Origin of the sequence: Halomonas sp. CKK8 (genome assembly GCF_029625235.1) — a bacterium.
Classification (GTDB): Bacteria; Pseudomonadota; Gammaproteobacteria; order Pseudomonadales; family Halomonadaceae; genus Halomonas; species Halomonas ventosae.
The window spans coordinates 805630-828619 of record NZ_CP121193.1 but is presented as its reverse complement, the minus strand read 5'-3'; the positions used below and the strand labels follow the sequence as shown (position 1 = coordinate 828619).

Genomic DNA, 22990 nt, shown 5'->3' with positions numbered 1-22990 from the left:
CCCCTACCGAGGTGGCGCGGAAAAAGGCAAGCCACCGAACTCGGTGGCTTGCCTGAGCCCAGGGTAATCGATCCGCGAGGCGTCTACATCTGGAAGGGCATGCGGAAAGTCAGGCTGATGTCCGAGGCATCGTCGGTGAGGCCCACGCCCAGGCTGGTGACGATGGAGGTGCTGTCATCCAGCGCATAGGTCCCGCCCAGATTCAGCACTCCGACATTGGCGTCGCTGCCGACCACTTTGCTGGTAGCACCGCCTTGGGTTGTTTCAGATTGCTGGATATATTCGTGGGAATAGGAAAGCGAGAGGCTGAGGCTCTCGTTGAGCGCAAAGGCCGTCCCGAAGCCGGCGCGAATGGTATCCCCAAGCTTCACATCCCCGGGCTGGTTGCCTTCGCTCGCAGAGATATCATCAAAACTCTCCTCGAAGTTATACGTATAGCCGAGATTGGCAAAGACGATGGCCGGGTCCAGCGTCTTGAGGAGCGACACCCCGGTATTGACACCCCATACGCCGTTACCGGTAGGCAGTTCGGTAGGCACCTCTAGATTGCCGCTGGCGTCTGTACGCACATCAAGCCCGTAAGGATCGGTACCTGTCGGCGCACGCACGCCAAGATTCCAGACGAGATCGGGGCGGGTCTCCGTTTCCTGGAATAGCCGATAAGAGAGTGACAGGCTGATATCACCGAGGTCCGCTTCATCCACGGATGTCTCACTGTTCTTCTCGGTAGAGAAATCATCACCCATGGACTGGTAGGTACTGGTTCGGTAAACGAAGGGGAGGTTCACCCCGAGTTCCAGCCGGTCGGTCAAGCCGTAACGGGTGTTCAGGTCGAACGTCGTGATGTGGCTTTCGACCGCATCGACACTGATCTCCCCCAGAAAGATGGCGTCGAGAGCCAGAAAGCCCCGCAGGGCCAGCTGGGAGCGATCGGAATAGGAGTAGTTGATGCCCGGCTCGATGGTCAGCCGATCGGAGAAGAGGGTATGCTCCTCGCGAAGGACGTTCTCGACACTCTTGCTGGGCCTGGCTTCGCGAACCACCTCTTCCTCGTCATCGGCCATCTGGGCGTGAGCCGTCGATGCCGCTCCAAGCGATGCTGCCACGATGGAAACGTAAAAGAGTGATGCCGTATCCCGCATGAATGACCTCGCTGTGTGCTCATCAAATCATTGGTGCGCAACTTCCTGCCAAGCGACACTGGCCGTGCCCCTCTCCCGGCACGACCAGTGGCCTGCACTCTCCTACCCTATCGTTCACCCCGGACGGTGTGTAGACCAGCCATCCACGGATCTAGGTTCCTCAAGGTGCCAGGGGACGCGCCGAGCGGACCGCACGGCGCACGCCGGACGCATCGGCCGTCGCACCGCGCTCCCCCATATAGAGCTGTAGCCGCGTGAGGTTGCGCACCTGCTGGAAGTCACTGGTCAACTGGATCGACTGGCGCAGCCCCTGACTCGGAACGACGGCTTGCTTGACGTGCCCCATGCCCGGGACATCCAGTGAAACTCCCATGCCCTGGGACCCATTACTGACCGAGACTCGCGTGCCGGATGCCAGCCGTTGCTCGACGGCGCTTACGCTCGCAGCGCCCGCTCCCTGGGGAACCGAGGCATCGGCGGCGTCGAGCACATCGATCTGCAGGTCGTTGGCGGCGGCGTTGAAATCCCCGGCCGCCTGGATGGTCTGCACCACGCCGCCGGCGTTGCCGGTACCGGCATCCACGACGGTGGCACCATTGCCCACCGGGCCATCCGAGGCCAGGGAATCCGCCGCTACCGCGGTGATCCGCGGCTGGAAACTCACGTGGGGTGTTGCGCCGCTGAGATCCCCCCTCAAGTCCCCCTGGGCCACCAGGTGCTCGCCGTGGGACGTCCGCCACTCGCTGGTTACCTGCACCCCGAAGAACATCAGACTGCCCTTGTCGACGAACCGTCCTCGTTGCTGCCCGAGCTCGTCATCACTCAGCTCGCGGCTCGATGTGAAGGCATCAAAGTCCGAGGTGGCGGCCTCGGCCGGTGCCGCCAGTCCCGTCGTGGAGACCGCCAGCAAGGCCGCGAGGCCTGCCTTCTTGCAATTACGTTGCCACGCTTTCTTGAGCATGATCGTCACCCCCTGTTCGGCTGATAGCCCCTGCAGGTTCGGTGGAGTCAGAAGAGGTCGGCATGACGAAAACCGAAGTCCAGCAACTTCTGCTTCGGTACCGGGGCGAAGACATCCTGCATGCGATGTGCCGTCAGCGGCTGCCGCGGATCCAGCAGTACCGTATCCGGATCAAACCCCTCGCCGACGACGGCGAAAATGATGTTGTTCCAGGCATCCATGAACGCTTCGCGATCCATGACGCGATTGCCAAGAGCCGGATCCCCCACGTAGACACGATCACCGCTAGCCTTCTTCATCACCACGAAGTGCTTGTAGCCCTCCAGGTCCAGCAGCACGATGACCGGGATCGACACCTCATCCAGGGTTTTCGGTGCCACCTCGTACCCCCGGCCGCGATAGCCCAGTTCCTCCACGTAGTGCTTCAGGTCCAGCAGCGAAAACCCTTGCTGACGAACCAGTTCGGGGTCCGCGACCTCAAGCATGCCAGCCAGGACACTCTCCTCGGTGACGGAGGGCTTCTGGTAGGCATACCGGAAAATGGTGGCCAACGAGGCCGCGCCACAGGAGAAATCCGTCTTCTGCTCGACGATATTCTCGAAGCGACGCTCACGGATGGACTGGACATCCTTGTGGATCATCGTGCCGGACATGACATTGCCCAGACGCATACTGGCCGCCTGAGCATCGAGAAGCGGGAGCAAGAGCCCCAGGAGTACGGACCCTAGCGCGAATCGATGGTGGGTTGGCATGAGCAACTCCTCGACTCACTCTCGTCTGGGGTAGAACACCCGGCCTGCCGAGGCAGGCCGGGATTGGGTTGCAGCATCGCCGTTCTGCCAAGAGCTGGCGAGCAGGATCAGCTGCCGCCGCCGCTTGACGAGGCGATGGAGAGGGAGTTGCGCTGCAGGTTGTTTGTCCCTGCCGCCACGTTGGCGCCGATGTTGCCGCTGGCCCCACTGAGGGCGCTGCCGTCCAGGGACGCGTCATTGCGATGGTCGATATAGGCCGTGCCTTCGGTGGGCACCTCCCCGGTCACGGTCATGCCCAGCGTGGAGTCTTTGGTACCCTGAAAAGCCAGGTCCTCCAGTTCTCCAACGTGATCGAGATTCTCTGAGCCTGTTGGTCCTGCATCATCGTAGATCGGGATCTCAACAGATTCTGGCTGCTGCTCCATGACCAGGTCGCTGGCATCCAGCGTCACGTCCAGGTCGACCTCGGCGGTACCGCCCGTCTCCCGGATCTCCGGTCCGTTGAAGGTGGCATTGTTGTAGGTTGACTGCACGCCCGCCGAGGTGGCACTGGCATCGCCGGAGGCGCTGTTATTCGTAATCGCCAGCGAGTTCTGCTGGGCGTTACCGACGCCAGCTGCAACGTTGGCAGCAATGTTACCGGCGGCATTCTGCAGCGAGTTGCCACCCAGTTGGGCCGAATTGGAGCTGCCGATATTGCTTACCATATTACCGGAGGCCGACTGGGCGGAGTAGGCTTCGGCCTGGCCGAATACCTCAGCGGCGTCCGAAGAAGCCAGTGCTGCATCGTTGGCCTGGCTGTTGCTGTCGCCAGCGGCCACGTTGGCACCGATGTTGCCCGAGGATCCGACCAAGGAGTCGCCGCCCATCGTTGCGTCGTTCTCCGAGCCCTGATTGGTCACCACGTTGCCATCGGTCAACTGCTTGCTGTCCACCGTGGCACCGGCGTATTGATCAGCTTCACTGATGGCAGTCACACTGGTGATGAAACTGCTGTCGCTGGTAGCGCTGTTGTTGATACTGACATTGATCGAGTTGTTGAACTCCGAATTGATTGTGCTCTCCGTGCTGAACTCGTTGCCTTCAGGGAATACTGGCACCTCCTCGCCTTGAGCCAGTGCATAAGGCGCGACCATAAGGGTGGTGATGGCGATGGCAAGCGGAGTCTTGTGGAACGTCTTCATGGCTTTCCTCCTGGATGAACCGAATCGTTCGGATTCCTGCGTTGCGATTGCGCTACTCTCCCAGCGCCATGTTCATGCGGAAGCTGTTGCGAGTAGCGTTTCCCGTGCCGGCTGACTGGTTGACCTGGATGACACCTCGGGTGCCCTCGAAGGTGGTCTCGTCGACCTCGATCCTCCGTGAAGACTTGCCCGAATCATCACCTTCGGTCCCATTCAGCCCCTGCTGATCGGCCATTACCTGTTGAAGACTGCTGTCACTCAGGTTGCTGGCCGATATGCCCAGAGCCACCTCGAAGGCGTTGCTCTGCACATTCCCCAGGCCCGCTGCCTGATTGATCGACATCCACCCTTCGGAATGTCGATAGGCGCGGCCCTCAATACTGACGCTGTCCTGCCGGTCGACGAGTGAATCGTCGATGCGTGACCGTTGCCGTAGGGCGTTGGCCGTGGTGGCGACATCACCGATGGAGATGGCACCACTGTTGCTTTGCAGGTTGCCCTCGCCAGCGGCCAGGTTGGTGGTGCTGATGCCCGCGACCCTGCTGAGGGCGCTGCTGTCGAGGGCGCTGTTGTTGCGCGTTGTCAGCTCTTCCTGAGCCATGGCCAGTGGCATGCCGGCAGCCAACAGAGAGGCAACTGCCATCAGCTTGGTGGTGTCCCTCAGGCCTGACACGCGAGTGTGGCTGGCCAACTTGCCGGCCTCCTTGCCGAACCGCATCGCCATCGGTGCTGTGCCCTTTTTCACGTCTTTGTCCAGCAGCTTCATGAGGCCCATGACTATCTCCCCCGGCGGGTGGTAACGGTGGTTTCCTGATGGTTGCCGATTCCCGTGGCGCGAGACTTGACGGTACTCTTGCTGCCAGCCGTCGGGGTATCCTTCCCGCGCTCGTCCCAGAGGATGACCGAATTGCTCCTCGTGCCTTCAACGTGCCCGGCATCGACATGGCGACCACGAACGGCCTGGAGCGAAGGGTCATCGAGAGGCTCCATTCGAACGGCATCGGATGCCTCCGGCTTCAGCGCGGGGGAAGAGGCCTCGACAAGCTTCGCCTCTGCTGCCTGGGCATCCTGCCGCGTGTCTACGGCCAACATGGCGCCGAGAAGACCGACCATCACGGCTAGCCGAAGGCCGTAGCTGGCAGACTCGCCCGTCACTGCCGTGATCCGCTGCTTGCTCGTGGGTCGCTGTATCTGAGTCTTCACCTTCATGCCGACACCTGCTCAGCATCCCGTATGCGGTTCTTACCCTGATGGGAGCAAACGCCATGCCAAAATTTAAGTCACTGTTTTTATTGGATTAAATGCGAAGATCTCCTCGGCAGGACCCGTTAAGCAGGTGTAACGCTCCTCCCTCCCTCCCCGCTCAGGAGACGGATCTCAGGTCAGGAATGTTGCGAAATCAGACAATTAGCTTAATTCGATAAGGCCGTTTCATGCATGAACCGCCTCCTTCTTCCCACAGGACTAGATCCTGGTACCATCCATGAAAAAGCCTGATGGAAGGCCCATCAGGCAACATGCAGATCCTCAGTACGGGAGGATGGAAAGATAATACGATCAGCCGATCAGCCCTCGGCTTCCACTCCCGGATGGGAAATACCGTGCTTTTCCATCAGCCGATAGATGGTGACATGCGAGACTCCCAACTCCCGGGCCGCCGGGCGGACCCTACTCTCGTTGCGTTCCAGCGCGGCAACCAATGCCTCTCGCTCTGCCCTCTCCCTGGCCTGGTCGAGCGTCATCGAATGGCGCACGATCTTGCGACGCTCGATGCCCAGATCCCTGGGCTGGATAAGGCGTTTCTCGCACATGACCATGGCACGCCGGATGCGGTTGATCAGCTCACGGATATTCCCGGGCCAGGCATACTGGCGCATGACCACCACCGCCTCGCGGGAAAACCCCTTGAGTCGGGCGCTCTTCTCTCCTGAAAAGCGCTCGAAGAAGTAACGCGCCAGCACCTCGATATCGTCAGGGTGTTCACGGAGCGCCGGCACCCTGACATGCAGCACATTCAACCGATGGTAGAGATCCTCGCGGAATCGCCCCTCCTCGACGGCAGCCTCGAGGTCCACATGGGTCGCGGCGATGATGCGCACATCGACCCTGATGTCTTCCAGGCCGCCCACGCGCTGGATGCTCTGTGTCTCGAGAAAGCGCAGCAGGTTGACCTGGAGTTCCAGCGGCAGGTCACCGATCTCGTCAAGGAAGAGGGTGCCACCGTCGGTTGCCTCGATCCGGCCGATCTTGCGCTGGACCGCTCCGGTGAAGGCTCCCTTCTCGTGCCCGAAGAGCTCGGATTGGATCAGGTGGTCCGGCAAGGCCCCGCAATTGATGGTATGAAACGACGATGACGCCCGCGGTGAACGCTCATGAATCGCCTGGGCGGTCAGCTCCTTGCCCGTCCCGGATTCACCGCCTATCAGGATCGGCGCCTCCACCGCTGCCACCTTGCGGATAGCCTGGAAAAGGGACCGCATCACGGGGCTGGTCCCCACCATTTCATATTCTGACATGTCAGCTGATAGGGCAGCCTCCCTGTGACAGGGCCTGCTGTCGCCACACCGAAGCAGTGACAGGGACACTGCATGTCGCATCAAGCAGTCGAGTTCGGCGAGCTCGATGGTCGGAGCCACCACGGCATGACACAGCGTGGCAATCAGTTGTCGCCTGCCGGCATCCTCGACCGTATCGTCTGCCGCGACCACCAGCCAGGGGCAGTGGCTCTCGAGCAGCATTGCCTCCAGCTGGGCTAGCCGGGCATCCGCCATGCCGTCGAGCAGAACCAGCCCGACCCCGCACTCTCTGTCCTCCTCCAGGCGAGAGCTGAAAAGAGGCGGAAATAGTCGCCTTGCTTCCCAGCCGATGGAGTCGATCTTGGCTTCGAACTGCTCTGCCGCTACCGGATCCTCCGCCACCAGCCAGCAACGTTGCTTCATTTCCATGACGACTCACCTCATCCCTGCGGCAGCGAGTGACATGCGACCTGCAGAGGGCCGGTTCACCGACAACGGTGACCTGGAGCCGGGAACCAGACCTTTCAGGACGCTCACTGCCACTAGCTGATTGGGTGCTGAAGTATGAGATACATTCTGATTACATTGCGCAGGGTGAGTGTAGCAGTCGCCACTCGGTCAGCTCCGGAAGGGCAGCGCCGCCTCCGCCGCCCGGCAGTAGGCCTCGACATGGGCCCGCTCCTCGGCACAGAAGCGCGCCACGGCGTCGCGCAGGCGCGGGTCGGCGATATGGTGCAGCGAGGTGAGCCGGCGCGGGGCAAAGCCCCGGGAGAGCTTGTGCTCGCCCTGGGTCCCGGGATCGAAGAGGGTCAGCCCCCGTGCCAGGCAGTGCTCGATGCCCTGGTAGTAGCAGGCCTCGAAGTGCAGGCAGTCGGCCAGCACCTCGCTGCCCCAGTAGCGCCCATAGAGGGTCCGGTTGCCCTGCAGGCAGAGCGCGGCGGCCACCGGGATACCGTCGCGGCGGGCCTGGATCAGCAGCAGCGCCTCGGGCAGGGTGCGGCGCAGGCGCTCGAAGAAGTCGAGGCCGAGGTAGCCGTGGCGGCCGCGCTCCAGGTAGGTGATCTCGTAGCAGCGGAAGAAGTGGGCCATCGCCGCCGCGTCGATGGCTTCGCCCTCCAGGCGATGCAGGGTCAGGCCCTGATCGGCCACCAGGCGCCGCTCGCGGCGGATCGCCTTGCGCCGCTTCGCGGTCAGGGCGGCCAGGAAGCCCTCGAAGTCGCCATAGCCGCGATCCTGCCACTGGAACTGCACGCCCTGGCGTGCCAGCAGGGACGGACAGGCCGTCTGCCAGGCCTCGACCTCGGCCGGCTCGGCGAACAGCAGGTGCCAGCTCGACAGCTCGCTTTCCTCCCAGGCCTCGGCCAGCACCCGGCGGGCGGCCAGGGGGTCAAGGTGCGGTGCCAGGGCCAGGCGCGGCCCGGGGGCCGGGGTGAAGGGGATCGCCGAGAGCCCCTTGGGGTAGTAGTCGCCCCCGGCGCGCTCCCAGGCCTCGGCCCAGCCCCAGTCGAAGACGTATTCGCCGAAGGAGTGGTGCTTGTGGTAGTGGGGCAAGACGCCGACCAGCACCTCGCCCTGCCACAGGGTCAGGTGGCGCGGCACCCAGCCGGTGGCGGGACTCACCGCCCCGCTCGCTTCCAGGGCATGCAGGAACTCGTGGCGCAGGAAGGGGTGGTCGTCGCCGACCAGCGCATTCCAGGCCACGGCCGGCACCGCCTCGATGGCGGACACTTCGCTCAGGACCAGTTCCGACATGGGGACTCCCGGGGAAAGAGGGGGCAGCGGCTGACAAGCCACCGGCATTGCGCCTACATTGTGCGCAGACCCTTCCGCCGATGCCACCACTGACCTGGGAGACGCGCATGGCCGACGCCCGCGCCCTGCAGGCGCGCCTGGACCAGCAGCGCCACGCCTTCGCCGCCGAACCCTTCCCCTCGGCGGCGACCCGTCGTGAACGCCTCGCCCGCCTGGCGAGCATGACCCGCCACCATCGCGACGAGATCAGCCAGGCGATCCGCCAGGACTTCGGCCACCGCGCCGAGGCCGAGACGCGCCTGGCGGAGGTCGTCCCGCTGCTGATGGCCATCCGCCACACCCGGCGCCACCTGAAACGCTGGATGGCGCCGCGCCGTGCCGCGGTACCCTGGCGCCTGCTGCCGGGCAAGGCGCGCATCCACCGCCAGCCGCTGGGGGTCGTGGGCATCATCGCCCCGGCCAACTACCCCTGGAGCCTCGCCCTGATGCCGGCGGTGGATGCGCTGGCCGCCGGCAACCGGGTGATGATCAAGCCCAGCGAGCAGACCCCCACCACCAGCGCCCTGCTGGCCCGGCTGGTCGAGCGCTATTTCGCGCCCGAGGAACTGCACGTGGCCACCGGCGATGCCGACACTGCCCGTGACTTCGCCGCCCTGCCCTTCGATCACCTGCTGTTCACCGGCAGCCCTCGGGTGGGACGCGAGGTGGCCCGTGCCGCGGCGGCCAACCTGACGCCGGTCACCCTGGAGCTCGGCGGCAAGGCCCCGGCCATCGTCGCCGAGGATGCCGACCTGGCGCATGCCGCCCGGCGCATCGCCTTCGGCAAGTGGCTCAACGCCGGCCGGACCTGCATCGCCCCGGACCATGTGCTGGTCGATGCGGCACGCCTGCCGGCCTTCATCGAGGCGATCCGCGCGGTGGTCAAGGAGTTCTATCCGCAGGGCACCGCCAGCGACGACTACTCGGCGGTGCCCGGCGACGCCTCCCGCAGCCGCCTCGAGCACCTGCTCGACGAGGCCCGCGACCACGGCTGCCGGGTGATCGAGCTCGGCGAGCGCCTGACGCTCAGCCACGGCACCAAGCTGCCGCCCACCCTGGTGGTCGACCCCACCGCGAACCTGGCGATCATGCAGGAGGAGGTCTTCGGCCCCTGGCTGCCGGTGATCGGCGTGCGCGACTTCGACGCCGCCCTGGCCCGGGTCGCCGAGGGGCCTCGTCCCCTGGCGCTCTACGCCTTCACCGACGACCCGACCCGCCGCCGACGCCTGCTGGAGCAGACCCGCTCGGGCGGCATGGTCTTCAACGACACCCTGTGGCACTACGTGGTGCCTGCCCTGCCCTTCGGCGGCATCGGCGAGAGCGGCATGGGGGCCTACCAGGGCGAGACCGGCTTTCTGCGCTTCACCCACCAGCGCAGCGTCTTCCTGCAGGCACGCCGCAACGCCGTGGGGCTGCTCGACCCGCCCTGGCGTCGCTGGTGGCTGCGCCTGCTGGGCCTGTGAGCCGGTCGCTCGGCTCCAAAAATAGCGGTAATAAAACTACAAATATTGTCAGCTACCGGGTAGCATGGCCGAACAACCGGACACTTTATTGGTAAGTTTACAAGACACCCGACACTCGATTCCGAGGTGACCCATGGCCAGCACGACCCCCGCCCTCAACCCCACCGTTGCCGACGTCACCCGCCGCATCCGGGAACGCTCCAGTGAGCGCCGCGCCCTCTACGAGAGCCGCATGGCCGACCAGCACCGCCGCGGCGTGCACCGGGGCGAGCTCTCCTGCGGCAACCTGGCCCACGGCTTCGCGGCCTGCGGCGAGACGGACAAGAATTCGCTGAAGCTGATGAATTCGGCCAACCTCGGCATCATCTCCGCCTACAACGACATGCTCTCGGCCCACCAGCCGCTGGAGACCTTCCCCGAGACCATCAAGGCCGCCGCCCGCGCCATGGGCTCCACCGCCCAGTTCGCCGGCGGCGTGCCGGCCATGTGCGACGGCGTCACCCAGGGCCAGCCGGGCATGGAGCTGTCGCTGTTCTCCCGCGATGTCATCGCCATGGCCACTGCCGTGGGCCTCTCCCACAACATGTTCGACGCCGCGCTCTACCTCGGCGTGTGCGACAAGATCGTCCCGGGGCTGTTCATCGCCGCGGCCCGCTTCGGCCACCTGCCGGCCATGTTCGTGCCGGCGGGCCCCATGCCCAGCGGCCTGCCCAACAAGGAGAAGGCGCGCATCCGCCAGCTCTTCGCCGAGGGCAAGGCGAGCCGCGAGGACCTGCTCGAGGCCGAATCGCAGTCCTACCACAGCCCCGGCACCTGCACCTTCTACGGCACCGCCAACTCCAACCAGCTGATGATGGAGATGATGGGCCTGCACCTGCCGGGCACCTCCTTCGTCAACCCCGGCACCGAGATGCGCGAGGCGCTGACCCGCTACGCCACCGAGCAGGCGGTGCGCAATACCGAGACCGGCGGCGACTACCGCCCCTTCTACAAGCAGATCGACGAGCGCGCCATCGTCAATGCCATCGTCGGCCTGCTCGCCTCCGGCGGCTCCACCAACCACACCCTGCACCTGGTGGCCATGGCCGCCGCTGCCGGCCTGACCATCACCTGGGAGGACTTCACCGACCTCTCCGCGGTGACGCCGAGCCTGATGCAGGTCTATCCCAACGGCCAGGCCGACATCAACCACTTCCAGGCCGCCGGCGGCATGAGCTACCTGTTCCGCGAGCTGCTCGCGGCGGGCCTGATCCACGGGGACATCCCCACGGTGTTCGGCACCGACCTGACCGCCTACACCCGGGAGCCTTTCCTGGAGGAGGGCAAGCTGACCTGGCGCGAAGGCCCCGAGAAGAGCCTCGACGAGGAGGTGCTGCGCGGCGTGGCGGCGCCCTTCGCCCCCACCGGCGGGCTCACCGTGGTCGACGGCAACCTGGGCCGCGGGGTGATCAAGGTCTCGGCGGTGAAGCCCGAGCACCGCGTGGTCGAGGCGCCGATCCGCATCTTCGAGGACCAGAACGACCTCAAGGGCGCCTTCGAGGCCGGCGACCTGGACCGCGACGTGATCGCCGTGGTGCGCTTCCAGGGCCCCAAGGCCAACGGCATGCCCGAGCTGCACAAGCTGACGCCCTACCTCGGCGTGCTGCAGGATCGGGGCTACAAGGTGGCGCTGGTCACCGACGGGCGCATGTCCGGCGCCTCCGGCAAGGTCCCGGCGGCCATCCATATCAGCCCCGAGGCGCTGGACGGCGGACCGCTCGCCAAGCTGCGCGACGGCGACATCGTGCGCCTGGATGCCGACAGCGGCAGCCTCGAGGTCAAGATCGATGCCCATGAGTGGGCCGAGCGCGAGCTGCGGGTCGGCGATCTGGACCACTACCACGTGGGCCTGGGACGCGAGCTGTTCGGCGGCTTCCGCCACCTGGCCATGCGCGGCGAGGAGGGGGCCGGGGTGTTCGGCGGCTTCGAGGCCGACGACCTGGCGCGCCAGGAGGGCCAGATCCACGACGAGGACGCCTGAATGACGCGCCCTGCCCTGATTGGCGGAACCCTCGAGAGCGGTGGCACCCACGGTGCCGCCCTTACCGCCGCTGCCTGTCCGGAGGCATGCCCATGACGCGCCCTGCCCTGATCGGTGGAACCCTCGAGAGTGGTGGCACCCACGGTGCCGCCCTTACTGCTGCGTCCTGTCCGGAGGCATGCCCATGACGCGCCCTGCCCTGATCGGTGATATCGGTGGCACCAATGCGCGCTTCGCCCTGGTGACGCCGGACACCTTCGCGCCTCGTGACATCCTGAGCCTGCCCTGTGCCGACTACCCGGGCCTGGTCGAGGCGGTGCGCGACTACCTCGGCCGGGTCGGGCTGACCGGCGATGGTGCCCCCCGCGAGGCCTGCCTGGCCTTCGCCTGCCCGATCCGCGGCGACCGGGTGAGCATGACCAACAACCACTGGACCTTCTCCCGGGAGGCGGTCCAGCAGACGCTGGGGCTCGACCTCTTCAAGGTCATCAACGACTTCACCGCCCAGGCACTGGGCGTGCCCCATGTGGGTGACGACGACCTGGTGGACGTGCAGCCCGGCGAGGCGGTCCCCCACGCCGCCCGGCTGGTGATCGGCCCGGGGACCGGGCTGGGCGTGGCCGGGCTCTTCCCGGGGCGACACGCCTGGATCCCGCTGGCCACCGAGGGCGGCCATGTGACCTTCGCGCCCACCGACGAGCGCGAGCAGAACCTGCTGCGGCACTTCCGCAACCGCTACGGCCGTGTCTCGGTGGAGCGCATCCTCTGTGGCCAGGGGCTGCTCGACCTCTACCTGGCCCACTGCTCGCTCAAGGGCGCCCCGCCGCAGCATGCCAGCCCCGCCGAGGTCACCCGGGCGGCGGCGGGCGGCGACGGCGTGGCCCGTGATACCCTGCTGCGGTTCCTGAAGATCCTCGGCGACGTCTGCGGCGATGCCGCCCTGACCATGGGGGCCCGCGGCGGGGTCGCGCTATGCGGCGGCATCCTCCCGCGGCTGCTCGAGTGGCTGCCGGAGAGCCGCTTCCTCGAGGCGTTCAACGCCAAGGGACGCATGAGCGCCTATACCCGGGCCATCCCGGTCCAGGTGGTCACCGCGCCCTGGACGGGCCTGCTGGGTGCCGCCGAGGCCCTGCACAATGAAGAGGTCGAGTAAATCGACGCAAGAGGCCGAATGATGATTCCACAGAGTCTGCGAACCCTGATCGACGAGACCCGCGGCCAGCGCCGTGCCGAGTGGGCCGGCCGCGAGGTATGGCTGGCCAATGAAGCCTGGGGAGAGCTGGCGGTCTCGCTGCAGGGCGCGCAGGTCCTGCATTTTCGCCCCGCGGGAGCTGACGGCGGCTGGCTGTGGGTAACGCCCACCCCCCAGACCCTGCCGGGGGCGATCCGCGGCGGCATCCCGCTGTGCTGGCCCTGGTTCGCCGACGAGAACACCGCCGACGAGTCCCCGGATCGTTCCGGCCCCATGCATGGCCCGGCGCGCAAGGCCCCATGGCGGCTGGATGCCGTGGACGAGCACGAGGAGGGCGTGGAGCTGCACCTCTCCCCCGAGGAGCGCCTGCATGGCCAGCTGGTGCCACGCGCGGTCATCCAGGCCAACGCCCGGCGCCTGCACGTGGAGCTGATCACCGAGCATGTCGGGGAGACGCCGGTGAAGATCACCGGGGCCCTGCACAGCTACCTGGCGGTCGCCGATGCCTTCGCCTGCCGCGTCGAGGGCCTGGCCGGCGCCACCTACCTGGACAAGCTGGCCGACTTCGCCGAGCGCGACCAGCAGGGCGAGCTGGGCGTGCGCGGCGCGCTGGACCGCATCTACCGCAGCAATGCCGAGCTGTGCCTCGACGACGGCACCCGCCGCCTGAGGATCGCCCGCCAGGGCAGCGATTCCGCCGTGGTCTGGCATCCCGGTGACGCGCCCCCCGGGGACACCTCGATCGAGGCCGCCCGCCACTTCCTGTGCATCGAGTCGGCCAACACCCGGCTCGACCCTGTGTGGCTGGTCCCCGGCGCCCAGCACCTGCTGGGCACCACCCTGAGCCGTGAGGAGGGAGCGACCCCATGACCCCCGTGATCAGCTTCGGCGAGGCCCTCGTCGACCTGCTTTCCAGCCGCCTCGGCGACACGCCGGGCGTCGCAGCGGATGCCCCGGAGACCTTCACGCCCTATGCCGGCGGCGCCCCCGCCAACGTGGCCGTGGCCTGCGCCCGCCTGGGCGTGCCCAGCCGCTTCCTCGGCATGCTCGGCGAGGACCATTTCGGGGATTTCCTGGCCGCCGAGCTGGCCGCCCATGGCGTGGACACCTCCGGCGTGGTGCGCACGCGCGAGGCACGCACGGCGCTGGCCTTCGTCTCCCGCGATGCCGAGGGCGAGCGCACCTTCGACTTCTACCGCCCGCCGGCCGCGGACCTCCTCTATCGGCTGGAGCACCTGCCGGCCGGGGTCTTCGCCGACCCGGCCATCGTGCACTTCTGCAGCAACAGCCTGACCGAGCCGGAGATCGCCGAGACCACCCTGGCCATGGCCGAGATGGCTCGCCGCGCCGGCTGCCTGGTGAGCGTGGATGCCAACCTGCGCCACAACCTCTGGGAAGGCGGGACCGCCGACATCAGCCTGGTCACCCGGCTGCTCGACGCCGCCGACCTGCTCAAGCTCTCGACGGACGAGCTCGACGACCTGCGTGCCGACCACCCCCGGGAGGGCTGGCTGGCCGAGCGCTTCGCCGCCGGGGTCAAGGTCGCGGTGATCACCGACGGTCCGGGCGAGGTGATGCTGAAGGGGGTCGGGCTGGACGAGCGAGTCACGCCGCCCCGGGTCGAGGCGGTGGACACCACGGCGGGCGGCGACGCCTTCATCGGTGGTCTGCTCGCCGAGCTCGCCGAGTTCACCGCCGACCAGGGCCTCGACGGCGACTGGCACCGGGACACGGCCTTCCTGCGCCGCGCCGTGGAGATCGCCAGTCGCTGCGGCGCCCATGCCGTGACGCGCCCCGGCGCCTATGCCGCCCTGCCGGATCGCGACGACCTGGCACGCCTGCGCACCTGAGCGTCTTCGACACGCTGCCTTCACCCCGGGCCGGCCTTGCCGGCCCGGGGTCTTCGCGTGTTCGCCCAGGGCCCCGAACCAAAAAAGCCCCGGCGGGGCCGGGGCAAGGGACAGCTACCAGCTGTCGAGAGAGCACAGGGTTGCCGACGCGGGCAAAGCGGTCAGTGGTGGAAGCGCTCCGCCGCCTCGCGGGCGAGCGAGCGGATGGCGTCCCAGTCCTCGGCATCGATCAGCGACTTCGGCGTGAGCCAGGAGCCGCCCACGCACATCACGTTCTTGAGCGCCAGGTAGTCCTCGGCATTGTTGATGCCGATCCCGCCGGTGGGGCAGAAGCGCGCCTCGGGAATCGGGCCGGCGAAGGCCTTGAGAGCCTTGACGCCGCCGCTGGCCTCGGCAGGGAAGAACTTGAAGCGGCGATAGCCGTACTGCCAGCCGGTCATCAGCTCGGAGACGGTCGCCACCCCCGGCAGCATCGGCACCGGGCTGGTGACCCCGTAGCGGTAGAGCGCCTCGGTGGTACCGGGGGTCACCACGAAGTCGGCCCCCACCTCCTCGGCCTGGCGATACTGGGCCGGCGTCAGCACCGTGCCCACGCCGATGCTGGCCTGGGGCAGCGCCTCATTGATGCGCTTGATCGCCTCCAGGGCACAGTCGGTGCGCAGGGTGATCTCGAGCACGGTGAGGCCGCCCTCGAAGAGGGCGCGGGCCAGAGGCACGGCATCCTCGATGCGCTGGATGGCCAGCACCGGGATCACCTCGGCCTTGAGGCAGATGCTGTCCAGTTCGGTGGTGCGGGTCGAGGGCAGCTGCTTTTCGATGGTCATAACGGTCTCCAGAAGCTCAAGGGGCCCAGTAGGTGGCCAGCGGACAGGCCAGGAAGGCGCGGATCGGCAGTTCGCGGACGTCGTCGCCGGACAGCGCCCGGGCCAGCACGGCGCGCTTGTCGCCGCCGGTGATGTGCAGCACATGACGGCGGGCCTGGTGCAGGCGGTCGGCGCTGAGGCTGATGCGCGGCTGGGGCTGGCTCGGCGTGCGCACCGCCACCGCCGGGGCCTCGGTGGAAAGCGCCAGGGACAGTTCCTGGCTGTCGGGGAACAGCGAGGCGGTGTGGCCGTCGCCGCCCATGCCGAGGATCACCACGCTGGCCGGCCAGGCCAGCCCGGCGACCCGCTCGGCCACCGCCGCAGCACCCTGCTCGGGCGTGGCATCGGCGGTGGTCAGCGGCACGAAAGTGGCGGCGGCGGCCGGCCCCTGCAGCAGGTGGGCGCGTACCAGGCGGGCATTGCTGTCCTCGGCGTCCTCGGCCACCCAGCGCTCGTCGGCCAGGGTCACCTGGACGCGCTCCCAGGGCAGCTCGCAGGCCGCCAGGGCCGCGAAGAAGGGCACCGGTGTGGAGCCCCCCGAGACCACCAGCAGGGCCTGGTCGTGGGTCACCAGGTCGGCGCGCAGCGCCTCGGCCACGGCCTCGGCCAGCTGCCGGGAGAGCTGTTCGCGGGGCGAGGGTGTCGTGTCGGTCATCTCAGTAGTCCTCGTACCAGCTGCGCCCATCCTGGGTGATCATGGCGATGGAGGCCACGGGCCCCCAGGAGCCGGCCGGATAGCGCCGGGGCGGCTCGTCGCGGTCGGCCCAGGCGGCGACCAGGCTGTCGCACCACTGCCAGGCATGCTCGACCTCGTCGCGGCGCACGAAGAGGTACTGCTGCCCCTTCATGACCTCGAGGAGCAGCCGCTCGTAGGCGTCCGGGATGCGGGTCTTGGGGAAGGCGCTGTTGAAGTCCAGGTGCAGCGGGCCGCGGCGCAGGCGCATGCCCTTGTCCAGGCCGCTGTCCTTGGTCAGCACCTCCAGGGCGATACCCTCCTCCGGCTGCAGGCGGATCACCAGCTTGTTGGCGGCCAGCCCCCGCTGGTCGGGGTCGAAGATATAGTGCGGCTGCTGGCGGAAGTGGATGATGATCTGCGAGAGCTTCTCCGGCATGCGCTTGCCGGTGCGCAGGTAGAAGGGCACGCCGGCCCAGCGCCAGTTGGCCACGCCGGTCTTCATGGCCACGAAGGTCTCGGTGTGGCTCTCGGTATTGGCCCCCTCCTCCTCCAGGTAGCCCGGCACGGCCTGGCCATCCGTGGTGCCGGCCATGTACTGGCCTCGTACCACGTCGCGGCCCAGCATGTCGTCGGTGAAGGGCTTGAGCGCCTTGAGCACCTTGACCTTCTCGTCACGGATGGCGTCGGCATCCAGGTTGGCCGGCGGGTCCATGGCGATCAGGCAGACCAGCTGCAGCAGGTGGTTCTGCACCATGTCACGCAGCTGACCGGCCTCGTCGAAGTAGCCCCAGCGCCCCTCGATGCCGACCTTCTCGGCCACGGTGATCTCCACGTGGGAGATATGGTTCTGGTTCCATTGGGTGCCGAACAGCGGGTTGGCGAAGCGCAGCGCGATGAGGTTCTGCACCGTCTCCTTGCCCAGGTAGTGGTCGATACGGTAGACCCGTGACTCGGGGAAGACCGCACCGATGGCATCATTGATCTCGGCGGAGGAGTCGAGGTCGAAGCCGATGGGCTTCTCGACCACCACTCGGCTCTGCTCGTCGAGGCTGCCGCTGGCCTCGAGGTGGCGGCAGATGTCGCCATAGATCTTGGCGCCCACCGAGAGGTAGACCACCATGGGGCGCAGCAGGCCCTGCTGTCGCCACTCGCGGATGCCGGCGTAGCCCTCGGGACGGGTGAAGTCGAGCTGCAGGAAGTCCAGGCGAGCCAGGAAGCGCCTGAGCACGGAGCGGTCGAGCTCCTCGGCCTTGACGTGGGTCTTGAGCGCCGTCTCGACCCGGGCCTGGAAGGCCTCGCGGTCGAGCTCCTGGCGCGCCAGGCCCAGCAGGCGGGTACTGGCGTCCAGCAGGCCCTCGCGGTCGAGCTGGTAGAGCGCCGGATAGAGCTTGCGCTGGGCCAGGTCGCCCAGGGCACCGAACAGGGCCAGGTCGATTTCCGTGCTGCCGACGTCGGTGGGCCTGGCCTCGCCGGCTCGTTTGCGTTGTGTCATGTCCGCCCCATCTGGTTAACTTACCTAAAAAATAGCGCATGCAGGCCGAGGCTTGCAAACTATTTATGTAAGTTTACAACATTCTTCGACAGCCGTTGCCGCGTCCCCGGCTACCGCCTTTGCGCATTCCCCAGCATAGCCAGCATAATGTAGTTAAATCACTACATCACCCGTGTTTCACTCCCCGCGCCGCCGATGGCGCCCCGTCGTCACGGAGACTTCATCGCCCATGGTCCGACACGATCTGCTCGACCGCATCCGCCGGCAGCTCGACGAGCTCAACCGTTCCGAACGCAAGGTGGCCGACGTCATCCTGGCCGACCCGGCCTCGGCCACCAGCATGAGCATCGCCACCCTGGCGCAGCTGGCCTCGGTCAGCGAGCCCACGGTCAACCGCTTCTGCCGCAGCTTCGAGGCCAAGGGCTACCCGGACTTCAAGATCAAGCTGGCCCAGAGCCTGGCCGGCGGCACCCCCTACGTCAGCCAGGCGGTGGAACCCGGCGACTCCGCCGCCGAGTACACCAACAAGATCTTCGGGGCCACCATCGCCGCCCTGGACCTGGCCCGCCGCGAGGTGACCCCGGAGCGCATCGAGCGCGTGGTCGACTACCTGATCCAGGCCAGGCAGCTGCACTTCTTCGGCCTGGGGGCCTCCGGGGCGGTGGCCCAGGATGCCCAGCACAAGTTCTTCCGCTTCAACCTGCCGGTCACCGCCTATGTGGACGTGCTGATGCAGCGCATGGTGGCGGCGGCCTGCCACACCGGCGACGTGGTGGTGGTGCTCTCCTGGACCGGACGCACCCGTGACCTGGTGGACATCGCCCGACTGGCGCGGGAGAACGGCGCCGTGGTGCTCGGCATCACCGCCCCCGACTCGCCGCTGGCCGCCGAGTGCACCGAGACCCTGGAGGTCGCCACCCCGGAGGACACCGACTACTACATGCCGATGACCTCGCGGATGATCCAGCTGGCGCTGATCGATGTCCTGGCCACCGGGGTGACCCTGCGCCGCGGCGAGGACTTCCTGCCCCACCTGAAGAAGATCAAGGACAGCCTGCAGCCGACACGCTACCCCGCCGGAGGGCGCGACGACCAGTCCTGAGACACCTCCCGACTTGCCAGGCCGGCGCCGAGCCACAACAATGGCCAGCCTATCGCCCACCACGGAGACCGAGATGCGCTGGCTTGCCGCTTCCACCACTGTCCTCGCCCTGTTCGCCCAGGGTGTCGCCGCCGATACCTTCCGCTTCACCGCCATTCCCGACGAGGACCAGTCGCGGCTGGTCGAGCGCTTCTCGAAGGTGGCGGACTACCTCGAGGAGCGCCTCGACGTCGAGGTGGAGTACGTGCCGGTGAAGTCCTATGGCGCCACGGTCACCGCCTTTCGCAACGACCAGGTCCAGCTGGCCTGGTTCGGCGGCCTCTCCGGGGTCCAGGCGCGTCGCCTGGTGCCGGGCTCCGTCGCTGTGGCCCAGGGCAGCGAGGATGCCGAGTTCAAGAGCTACCTGATCGCCCACCGCTCCACCGGCCTCGAGCGGGCCGAGGAGCTGCCCGGGGCCATCGAGGGCATGAGCCTGACCTTCGGCTCGCGCACCTCCACCTCGGGACGCCTGATGCCCGAGCACTTCCTGCGCCAGCACTTCGGCGAGGCACCCGACGAGCTCTTCTCGCGGGTCGGCTTCTCCGGAGACCATTCGCGCACCATCGCCCTGGTGGAAGCCGGCACCTGGGACCTGGGGGCGGTGAACTTCAGCGTCTGGGAGGCCGCGGTGGCCGACGGCCGGGTGGATACCGACAAGGTCGAGGTGATCTGGGCCACCCCGCCCTACCCGGACTACAACTGGACCCTGCGCGGCGACGTCGATGCACGCTTCGGCGAGGGCTTCAGCGAGAAGGTTCGCACGGCCCTGCTCGAGATGGACGACCCCGAGCTGCTGGCAAGCTTCCCGCGCGAGGCCTTCATCCCCGCCGACAACGCCCTCTACGCCCCCATCGAGGACGTCGCCGAAGAGCTCGGCCTGCTGCGCTGATGGGCGAGCCCAGCGACGCCCTGGTCTCGCTGAACGGCATCGACCTGGGCCATGGCGAGCGGGTGGTGCTGCCGGGACTGCACCTCGGCCTGCGTCGCGGCGAGCGGGTCGCCCTGCTCGGCCCCAGCGGGGCCGGCAAGTCCACCCTGCTCGGCGCCCTGCGCCGGCAATTGGGCGACAGCGCCGCCTGGTGCCCCCAGCAGCATGGCCTGGTGCCCCAGCTGGCGGTCTATCACAACGTCTACATGGGGCGGCTGGCAGAGCACTCGGCGCTGGCCAACCTGTGGAACCTGGCGCGGCCGCTGGCCGGCCCCTGGCGCGAGGTCGCCGAGCTCTGCGACGACCTGGGCCTGGACGGGCTGATGCGCCGTCCCGTCGCCCAGCTCTCCGGGGGCCAGCGCCAGCGGGTCGCCATCGCCCGAGCCCTCTACCAGCAGCGGGCGCTGTTCCTCGGTGACGAGCCGGTGGCCAGCGTCGACCCCCACCAGGCATTGCGCCTGCTGGCGATGATCGACCAACGCCACGCCACCTCGGTGATCGCCCTCCACCAGCGGGAGCTGGCGCTCAGCCACTTCGACCGGGTATGGGGCCTGCGTGACGGCCGGCTGGTGATCGATGCGCCGGCTCGCGAACTGGGCCTGGCGGACCTGGACGGCCTCTATCCCGACGCCGATGGCCAGACGGGAGAAGCCGCCTCCCGGGGCCGGCCATGACCCAGGCCCAGTCTCGCACCCGGGTGCCCCGGCCAGGCTGGCTGGGAGGCCAGAGCCCCGGCGTGCGCCTGGCGCGCCACAGCCTGACCCTGGTGGCGCTGGCGGTGGTGCTGGTGCCCTTCGCCGACCTGGCGGTGCTGACCCGCGACCCCTGGGCGGAGCTCGGACGCATGGCCCGGGGGCTGGCCTGGCCCGCCTGGGGGGCGCTGGAGTCACCGCTGGAGGCGCTGGGCCTGACCGTGGCCGTGGCCCTTTGGGGGACGCTCGGCGGGATTGTGCTGGGCTTCCCGCTGGCCCTGCTGTTCGCCCGTTCACGGCTGGTACGCGCCGGCTGCGCCTTCGTGCGGGCGATCCACGAGTTGTTCTGGGCACTGCTCTTCCTGCAGGTGTTCGGCCTCTCCGCCGCCACGGCCCTGTTGGCCCTGGCGATTCCCTATGCCGGCATCTTCGCCAAGGTCTATGCCGAGATCCTGGAGCAGATACCCGGTGCGCCGCGCGACGCCCTGCCGCCCGGGGTCGGGCGATTGTCGCGCTTCGTCTATACCGAACTGCCGCTGGCCTGGACCCGGCTCGCCGCCTACACGCGCTACCGCTTCGAGTGCGCGCTGCGCGCCAGCGTGCTGCTGGGCTTCGTCGGCCTGCCGACCCTGGGCTTCCAGCTCGAGACTGCCTTCCGCGAGGGGCGCTACCACGAGGCCGGGGCGCTGCTGTGGCTCTTCTACCTGCTGATCGCCAGCCTGCCCTGGTGGGGCCACCGGCGGCTGATGCCGCTGCTGGCGCTCGGTGGCGCCTTGCTGCTGGGCCCCTGGCCGGCACTGGAGGGCGGCCTCCTGTGGCGCTTCGTCAGCCAGGACATCTGGCCACCGGCGCTGCTCGAGGGCGACTGGCGCGGCCTCATCGACTGGCTGGCCCGCATCCCCGACCTGGGCCCGGCCATCGGCAACACCCTGCTGCTCGGCCTGCTCGGCAGCGTGGGGGCCCTGCTGGTCGCCCTGGCGCTGTGGCCGCTGGCCTGCCGCCACTTCGGCAACCCGGCGACCCGCCTGGCCGGACGGAGCCTGCTGGTCTTCCTGCGCTCGACGCCGGAACTGATGCTGGCTTTCTTCTTCCTGCTGCTGCTGGGGCCGTCGCTGCTGCCCGCCTGGCTGGCGCTGGCGCTGCACAACGGCGCGCTGATCGCCTTCCTGGTGGCACGCCATGCGGACGCCATCACCCCCGGCATGCCGGGGGTGAACGCCACGGGCCGGCTGGCCTACGAGCTGCTGCCGCGGCTCTATCCGGGCATGCTGGCCCTGCTCTACTACCGTGCCGAAGTGATCCTGCGCGAGACGGCCATCCTCGGCATGCTGGGGGTGGCCACCCTGGGCTACTACATCGATGCGAACTTCGAGTACCTGCTGTTCGACGTGGCCTTCTTCCTGCTGCTGGTCACCGCGGCCCTCAACATCGCCGTGGACGCCCTCTCGCGACGCCTGCGGCCGCAGGAGACTGCCATCATCGACGACCCCTGCCAGCGCTAGGCGCTGGCAGGGGGCATTACGGCGCCCTGCCGGCTAGCGGCCCGGCACCAGGGCGGTGACGGTGATCTCCACCTTCAGCTCGTCGGCGGGCATGGGCGCGCAGACGCAGGTGCGCGCCGGCGCATGGCCGGTGGGCACCCAGGCATCCCAGACGGCGTTCATGGCGGCGAAGTCGTGGCCCTCCTTGAGGTAGATGGTCGCCGAGAGCAGATGCTCCCGGTCGGAGCCGATCTCGGCGAGCAGGCCATCGAGGCGTTCGAGCATGCTCTCGGTCTGCTCGGTGATGTCGCCGTGACGGGCCTCGGGGCCGGCCACCTGGCCGCACAGCCAGGCCATGCCGTTGTGGATCACCGCGCGGCTCATGCGCGCCTTGGTGTCGTGTCGCTCGATGCTCATCGTGGTCTCTCCATTGATCGGGTCAGCGCCGCGTCACTCGGCGCAATCGATGCATTTCAGCACCAGGGGATCGCCTTCCAGGCGCCTGGCGCCGATCCATTCACCGCACTCGATACACTCGCCATACTCGCCCTTCTCGATTCGCGCGAGGGCCCCCGTGATGCGCCGCAGCGCCAGCTGGCGACGCTGCTCCTCGGCCTTGGCCATGGCCTGCCCCTGCAGGGCATCCATGCGTGAAAGACGCCCCACCGAGGTCTGGTCCAGCAGCACGGTGTCGCGGGCGTCGCGGCTGGCGTCGCTCTGCTCGAGCAGTTCGGCGCGCAGCGCGTGCAAGCGCCTCACCACGGCGTCCATCTCCAGCTCAGGGTGGTTCATCATCGCCTCCACTTCCGGAACCTCTGGATCAGCCCGGCACGCCACCGTATGCAC

At 67.6% G+C, this 22990-nt stretch carries 22 protein-coding genes; 9 read left to right on the top strand and 13 right to left on the bottom strand.

Annotated elements, in window-relative coordinates; genetic code table 11:
* Positions 1-83 precede the first annotated feature (83 nt).
* The 8 genes from P8934_RS03935 to P8934_RS03900 form a co-directional block, all read right to left on the bottom strand.
* Positions 84-1142: a transporter gene (locus P8934_RS03935; RefSeq protein WP_278033035.1), complete on the bottom strand. Its 1059-nt coding sequence runs from the start codon at positions 1140-1142 to the stop codon at positions 84-86.
* A gap of 160 nt (positions 1143-1302) precedes the next feature.
* On the bottom strand, positions 1303-2103 hold the full coding sequence (locus P8934_RS03930; RefSeq protein WP_278033034.1) for a hypothetical protein: 801 nt from the start codon (positions 2101-2103) through the stop codon (positions 1303-1305).
* Positions 2104-2150: 47 nt separating this feature from the next.
* Entirely contained in the window at positions 2151-2855 is a 705-nt protein-coding gene (locus P8934_RS03925) for a C39 family peptidase (RefSeq protein WP_278033033.1), read from the bottom strand.
* A 107-nt stretch (positions 2856-2962) separates the two neighbouring features.
* A complete protein-coding gene (locus P8934_RS03920; protein ID WP_278033032.1) occupies positions 2963-4039 on the bottom strand; it encodes a hypothetical protein in 1077 nt (358 codons plus the stop codon).
* A 52-nt stretch (positions 4040-4091) separates the two neighbouring features.
* Positions 4092-4814: a hypothetical protein gene (locus P8934_RS03915; RefSeq protein ID WP_278033031.1), complete on the bottom strand. Its 723-nt coding sequence runs from the start codon at positions 4812-4814 to the stop codon at positions 4092-4094.
* A gap of 2 nt (positions 4815-4816) precedes the next feature.
* A complete protein-coding gene (locus P8934_RS03910) occupies positions 4817-5248 on the bottom strand; it encodes a hypothetical protein (protein ID WP_278033030.1) in 432 nt (143 codons plus the stop codon).
* A gap of 356 nt (positions 5249-5604) precedes the next feature.
* The gene (locus tag P8934_RS03905) at positions 5605-6984 is read right to left on the bottom strand and encodes a sigma-54 dependent transcriptional regulator (protein WP_278033029.1); all 1380 of its coding nucleotides are present in this window, start codon (positions 6982-6984) and stop codon (positions 5605-5607) included.
* Positions 6985-7173: 189 nt separating this feature from the next.
* Positions 7174-8307 carry a GNAT family N-acetyltransferase gene (locus P8934_RS03900; RefSeq protein ID WP_278033028.1) on the bottom strand — a complete coding sequence of 378 codons (1134 nt, stop codon included), beginning with the start codon at positions 8305-8307 and terminating at the stop codon, positions 7174-7176.
* A 107-nt stretch (positions 8308-8414) separates the two neighbouring features.
* Here P8934_RS03900 and P8934_RS03895 point away from each other — a divergent pair, with 107 nt between their 5' ends.
* The 5 genes from P8934_RS03895 (at position 8415) to P8934_RS03875 (ending at position 14871) form a co-directional block, all read left to right on the top strand.
* A complete protein-coding gene (locus P8934_RS03895; protein WP_278033027.1) occupies positions 8415-9809 on the top strand; it encodes a coniferyl aldehyde dehydrogenase in 1395 nt (464 codons plus the stop codon).
* Between the two features lie 133 nt (positions 9810-9942).
* Positions 9943-11829 carry a phosphogluconate dehydratase gene (gene edd / locus P8934_RS03890; RefSeq protein WP_278033026.1) on the top strand — a complete coding sequence of 629 codons (1887 nt, stop codon included), beginning with the start codon at positions 9943-9945 and terminating at the stop codon, positions 11827-11829.
* A gap of 184 nt (positions 11830-12013) precedes the next feature.
* A complete protein-coding gene (gene glk, locus P8934_RS03885) occupies positions 12014-12982 on the top strand; it encodes a glucokinase (RefSeq protein WP_278033025.1) in 969 nt (322 codons plus the stop codon).
* A gap of 21 nt (positions 12983-13003) precedes the next feature.
* Positions 13004-13891, top strand: coding sequence for a D-hexose-6-phosphate mutarotase (locus tag P8934_RS03880; protein ID WP_278033990.1), 888 nt, complete (start codon positions 13004-13006; stop codon positions 13889-13891).
* Entirely contained in the window at positions 13888-14871 is a 984-nt protein-coding gene (locus P8934_RS03875) for a carbohydrate kinase (RefSeq protein ID WP_278033024.1), read from the top strand. Before P8934_RS03880 ends, P8934_RS03875 begins: the two co-directional genes overlap by 4 nt.
* 161 nt (positions 14872-15032) lie before the next feature.
* Here P8934_RS03875 and P8934_RS03870 read toward each other — a convergent pair whose 3' ends face one another.
* From P8934_RS03870 to zwf, 3 genes are read right to left on the bottom strand one after another with little or no spacing between them, the layout of a single operon-like run.
* Entirely contained in the window at positions 15033-15695 is a 663-nt protein-coding gene (locus P8934_RS03870) for a bifunctional 4-hydroxy-2-oxoglutarate aldolase/2-dehydro-3-deoxy-phosphogluconate aldolase (RefSeq protein WP_133636473.1), read from the bottom strand.
* 16 nt (positions 15696-15711) lie between these two features.
* A complete protein-coding gene (gene pgl / locus P8934_RS03865) occupies positions 15712-16389 on the bottom strand; it encodes a 6-phosphogluconolactonase (RefSeq protein ID WP_278033023.1) in 678 nt (225 codons plus the stop codon).
* 1 nt (position 16390) lies between these two features.
* Positions 16391-17902, bottom strand: a complete 1512-nt coding sequence (zwf, locus tag P8934_RS03860) for a glucose-6-phosphate dehydrogenase (protein ID WP_278033022.1) — start codon at positions 17900-17902, stop codon at positions 16391-16393.
* Positions 17903-18131: 229 nt separating this feature from the next.
* On the opposite strand from zwf, the gene P8934_RS03855 reads away from it, so the two are divergent.
* The 4 genes from P8934_RS03855 to P8934_RS03840 all read left to right on the top strand — a co-directional run bounded on the left by P8934_RS03855 (position 18132) and on the right by P8934_RS03840 (position 22165).
* Complete coding sequence (locus P8934_RS03855) at positions 18132-19004, top strand: MurR/RpiR family transcriptional regulator (protein WP_133636476.1); 873 nt, start codon at positions 18132-18134, stop codon at positions 19002-19004.
* Positions 19005-19077: 73 nt separating this feature from the next.
* Positions 19078-19932, top strand: coding sequence for a putative selenate ABC transporter substrate-binding protein (locus P8934_RS03850; RefSeq protein WP_278033021.1), 855 nt, complete (start codon positions 19078-19080; stop codon positions 19930-19932).
* A complete protein-coding gene (locus tag P8934_RS03845; protein ID WP_278033020.1) occupies positions 19932-20645 on the top strand; it encodes an ATP-binding cassette domain-containing protein in 714 nt (237 codons plus the stop codon). Before P8934_RS03850 ends, P8934_RS03845 begins: the two co-directional genes overlap by 1 nt.
* On the top strand, positions 20642-22165 hold the full coding sequence (locus tag P8934_RS03840) for an ABC transporter permease (RefSeq protein WP_278033019.1): 1524 nt from the start codon (positions 20642-20644) through the stop codon (positions 22163-22165). The genes P8934_RS03845 and P8934_RS03840 overlap by 4 nt, the downstream gene beginning before the upstream one ends.
* A 33-nt stretch (positions 22166-22198) precedes the next feature.
* On the opposite strand, the gene P8934_RS03835 is transcribed toward P8934_RS03840, so the two are convergent.
* A complete protein-coding gene (locus P8934_RS03835; protein WP_133636480.1) occupies positions 22199-22561 on the bottom strand; it encodes a RidA family protein in 363 nt (120 codons plus the stop codon).
* Positions 22562-22594: 33 nt separating this feature from the next.
* Positions 22595-22936: a TraR/DksA family transcriptional regulator gene (locus P8934_RS03830; protein WP_278033018.1), complete on the bottom strand. Its 342-nt coding sequence runs from the start codon at positions 22934-22936 to the stop codon at positions 22595-22597.
* Positions 22937-22990 lie beyond the last annotated feature (54 nt).

Excerpts from the sequence above, each read along its gene's own strand:
- P8934_RS03925 (WP_278033033.1), bottom strand. The coding sequence starts at position 2,855 with ATGCCAACCCACCATCGATTCGCGCTAGGGTCCGTACTCCTGGGGCTC.
- P8934_RS03875 (WP_278033024.1), top strand. The coding sequence starts at position 13,888 with ATGACCCCCGTGATCAGCTTCGGCGAGGCCCTCGTCGACCTGCTTTCC.
- P8934_RS03845 (WP_278033020.1), top strand. The coding sequence starts at position 19,932 with ATGGGCGAGCCCAGCGACGCCCTGGTCTCGCTGAACGGCATCGACCTG.
- P8934_RS03915 (WP_278033031.1), bottom strand. The coding sequence starts at position 4,814 with ATGGGCCTCATGAAGCTGCTGGACAAAGACGTGAAAAAGGGCACAGCA.
- zwf (WP_278033022.1), bottom strand. The coding sequence starts at position 17,902 with ATGACACAACGCAAACGAGCCGGCGAGGCCAGGCCCACCGACGTCGGC.
- P8934_RS03855 (WP_133636476.1), top strand. The coding sequence starts at position 18,132 with ATGGTCCGACACGATCTGCTCGACCGCATCCGCCGGCAGCTCGACGAG.
- P8934_RS03880 (WP_278033990.1), top strand. The coding sequence starts at position 13,004 with ATGATTCCACAGAGTCTGCGAACCCTGATCGACGAGACCCGCGGCCAG.
- P8934_RS03935 (WP_278033035.1), bottom strand. The coding sequence starts at position 1,142 with ATGCGGGATACGGCATCACTCTTTTACGTTTCCATCGTGGCAGCATCG.
- pgl (WP_278033023.1), bottom strand. The coding sequence starts at position 16,389 with ATGACCGACACGACACCCTCGCCCCGCGAACAGCTCTCCCGGCAGCTG.
- edd (WP_278033026.1), top strand. The coding sequence starts at position 9,943 with ATGGCCAGCACGACCCCCGCCCTCAACCCCACCGTTGCCGACGTCACC.
- P8934_RS03850 (WP_278033021.1), top strand. The coding sequence starts at position 19,078 with ATGCGCTGGCTTGCCGCTTCCACCACTGTCCTCGCCCTGTTCGCCCAG.
- P8934_RS03930 (WP_278033034.1), bottom strand. The coding sequence starts at position 2,103 with ATGCTCAAGAAAGCGTGGCAACGTAATTGCAAGAAGGCAGGCCTCGCG.
- P8934_RS03840 (WP_278033019.1), top strand. The coding sequence starts at position 20,642 with ATGACCCAGGCCCAGTCTCGCACCCGGGTGCCCCGGCCAGGCTGGCTG.
- P8934_RS03905 (WP_278033029.1), bottom strand. The coding sequence starts at position 6,984 with ATGGAAATGAAGCAACGTTGCTGGCTGGTGGCGGAGGATCCGGTAGCG.
- P8934_RS03835 (WP_133636480.1), bottom strand. The coding sequence starts at position 22,561 with ATGAGCATCGAGCGACACGACACCAAGGCGCGCATGAGCCGCGCGGTG.
- P8934_RS03870 (WP_133636473.1), bottom strand. The coding sequence starts at position 15,695 with ATGACCATCGAAAAGCAGCTGCCCTCGACCCGCACCACCGAACTGGAC.
- glk (WP_278033025.1), top strand. The coding sequence starts at position 12,014 with ATGACGCGCCCTGCCCTGATCGGTGATATCGGTGGCACCAATGCGCGC.
- P8934_RS03895 (WP_278033027.1), top strand. The coding sequence starts at position 8,415 with ATGGCCGACGCCCGCGCCCTGCAGGCGCGCCTGGACCAGCAGCGCCAC.
- P8934_RS03830 (WP_278033018.1), bottom strand. The coding sequence starts at position 22,936 with ATGAACCACCCTGAGCTGGAGATGGACGCCGTGGTGAGGCGCTTGCAC.
- P8934_RS03910 (WP_278033030.1), bottom strand. The coding sequence starts at position 5,248 with ATGAAGGTGAAGACTCAGATACAGCGACCCACGAGCAAGCAGCGGATC.
- P8934_RS03920 (WP_278033032.1), bottom strand. The coding sequence starts at position 4,039 with ATGAAGACGTTCCACAAGACTCCGCTTGCCATCGCCATCACCACCCTT.
- P8934_RS03900 (WP_278033028.1), bottom strand. The coding sequence starts at position 8,307 with ATGTCGGAACTGGTCCTGAGCGAAGTGTCCGCCATCGAGGCGGTGCCG.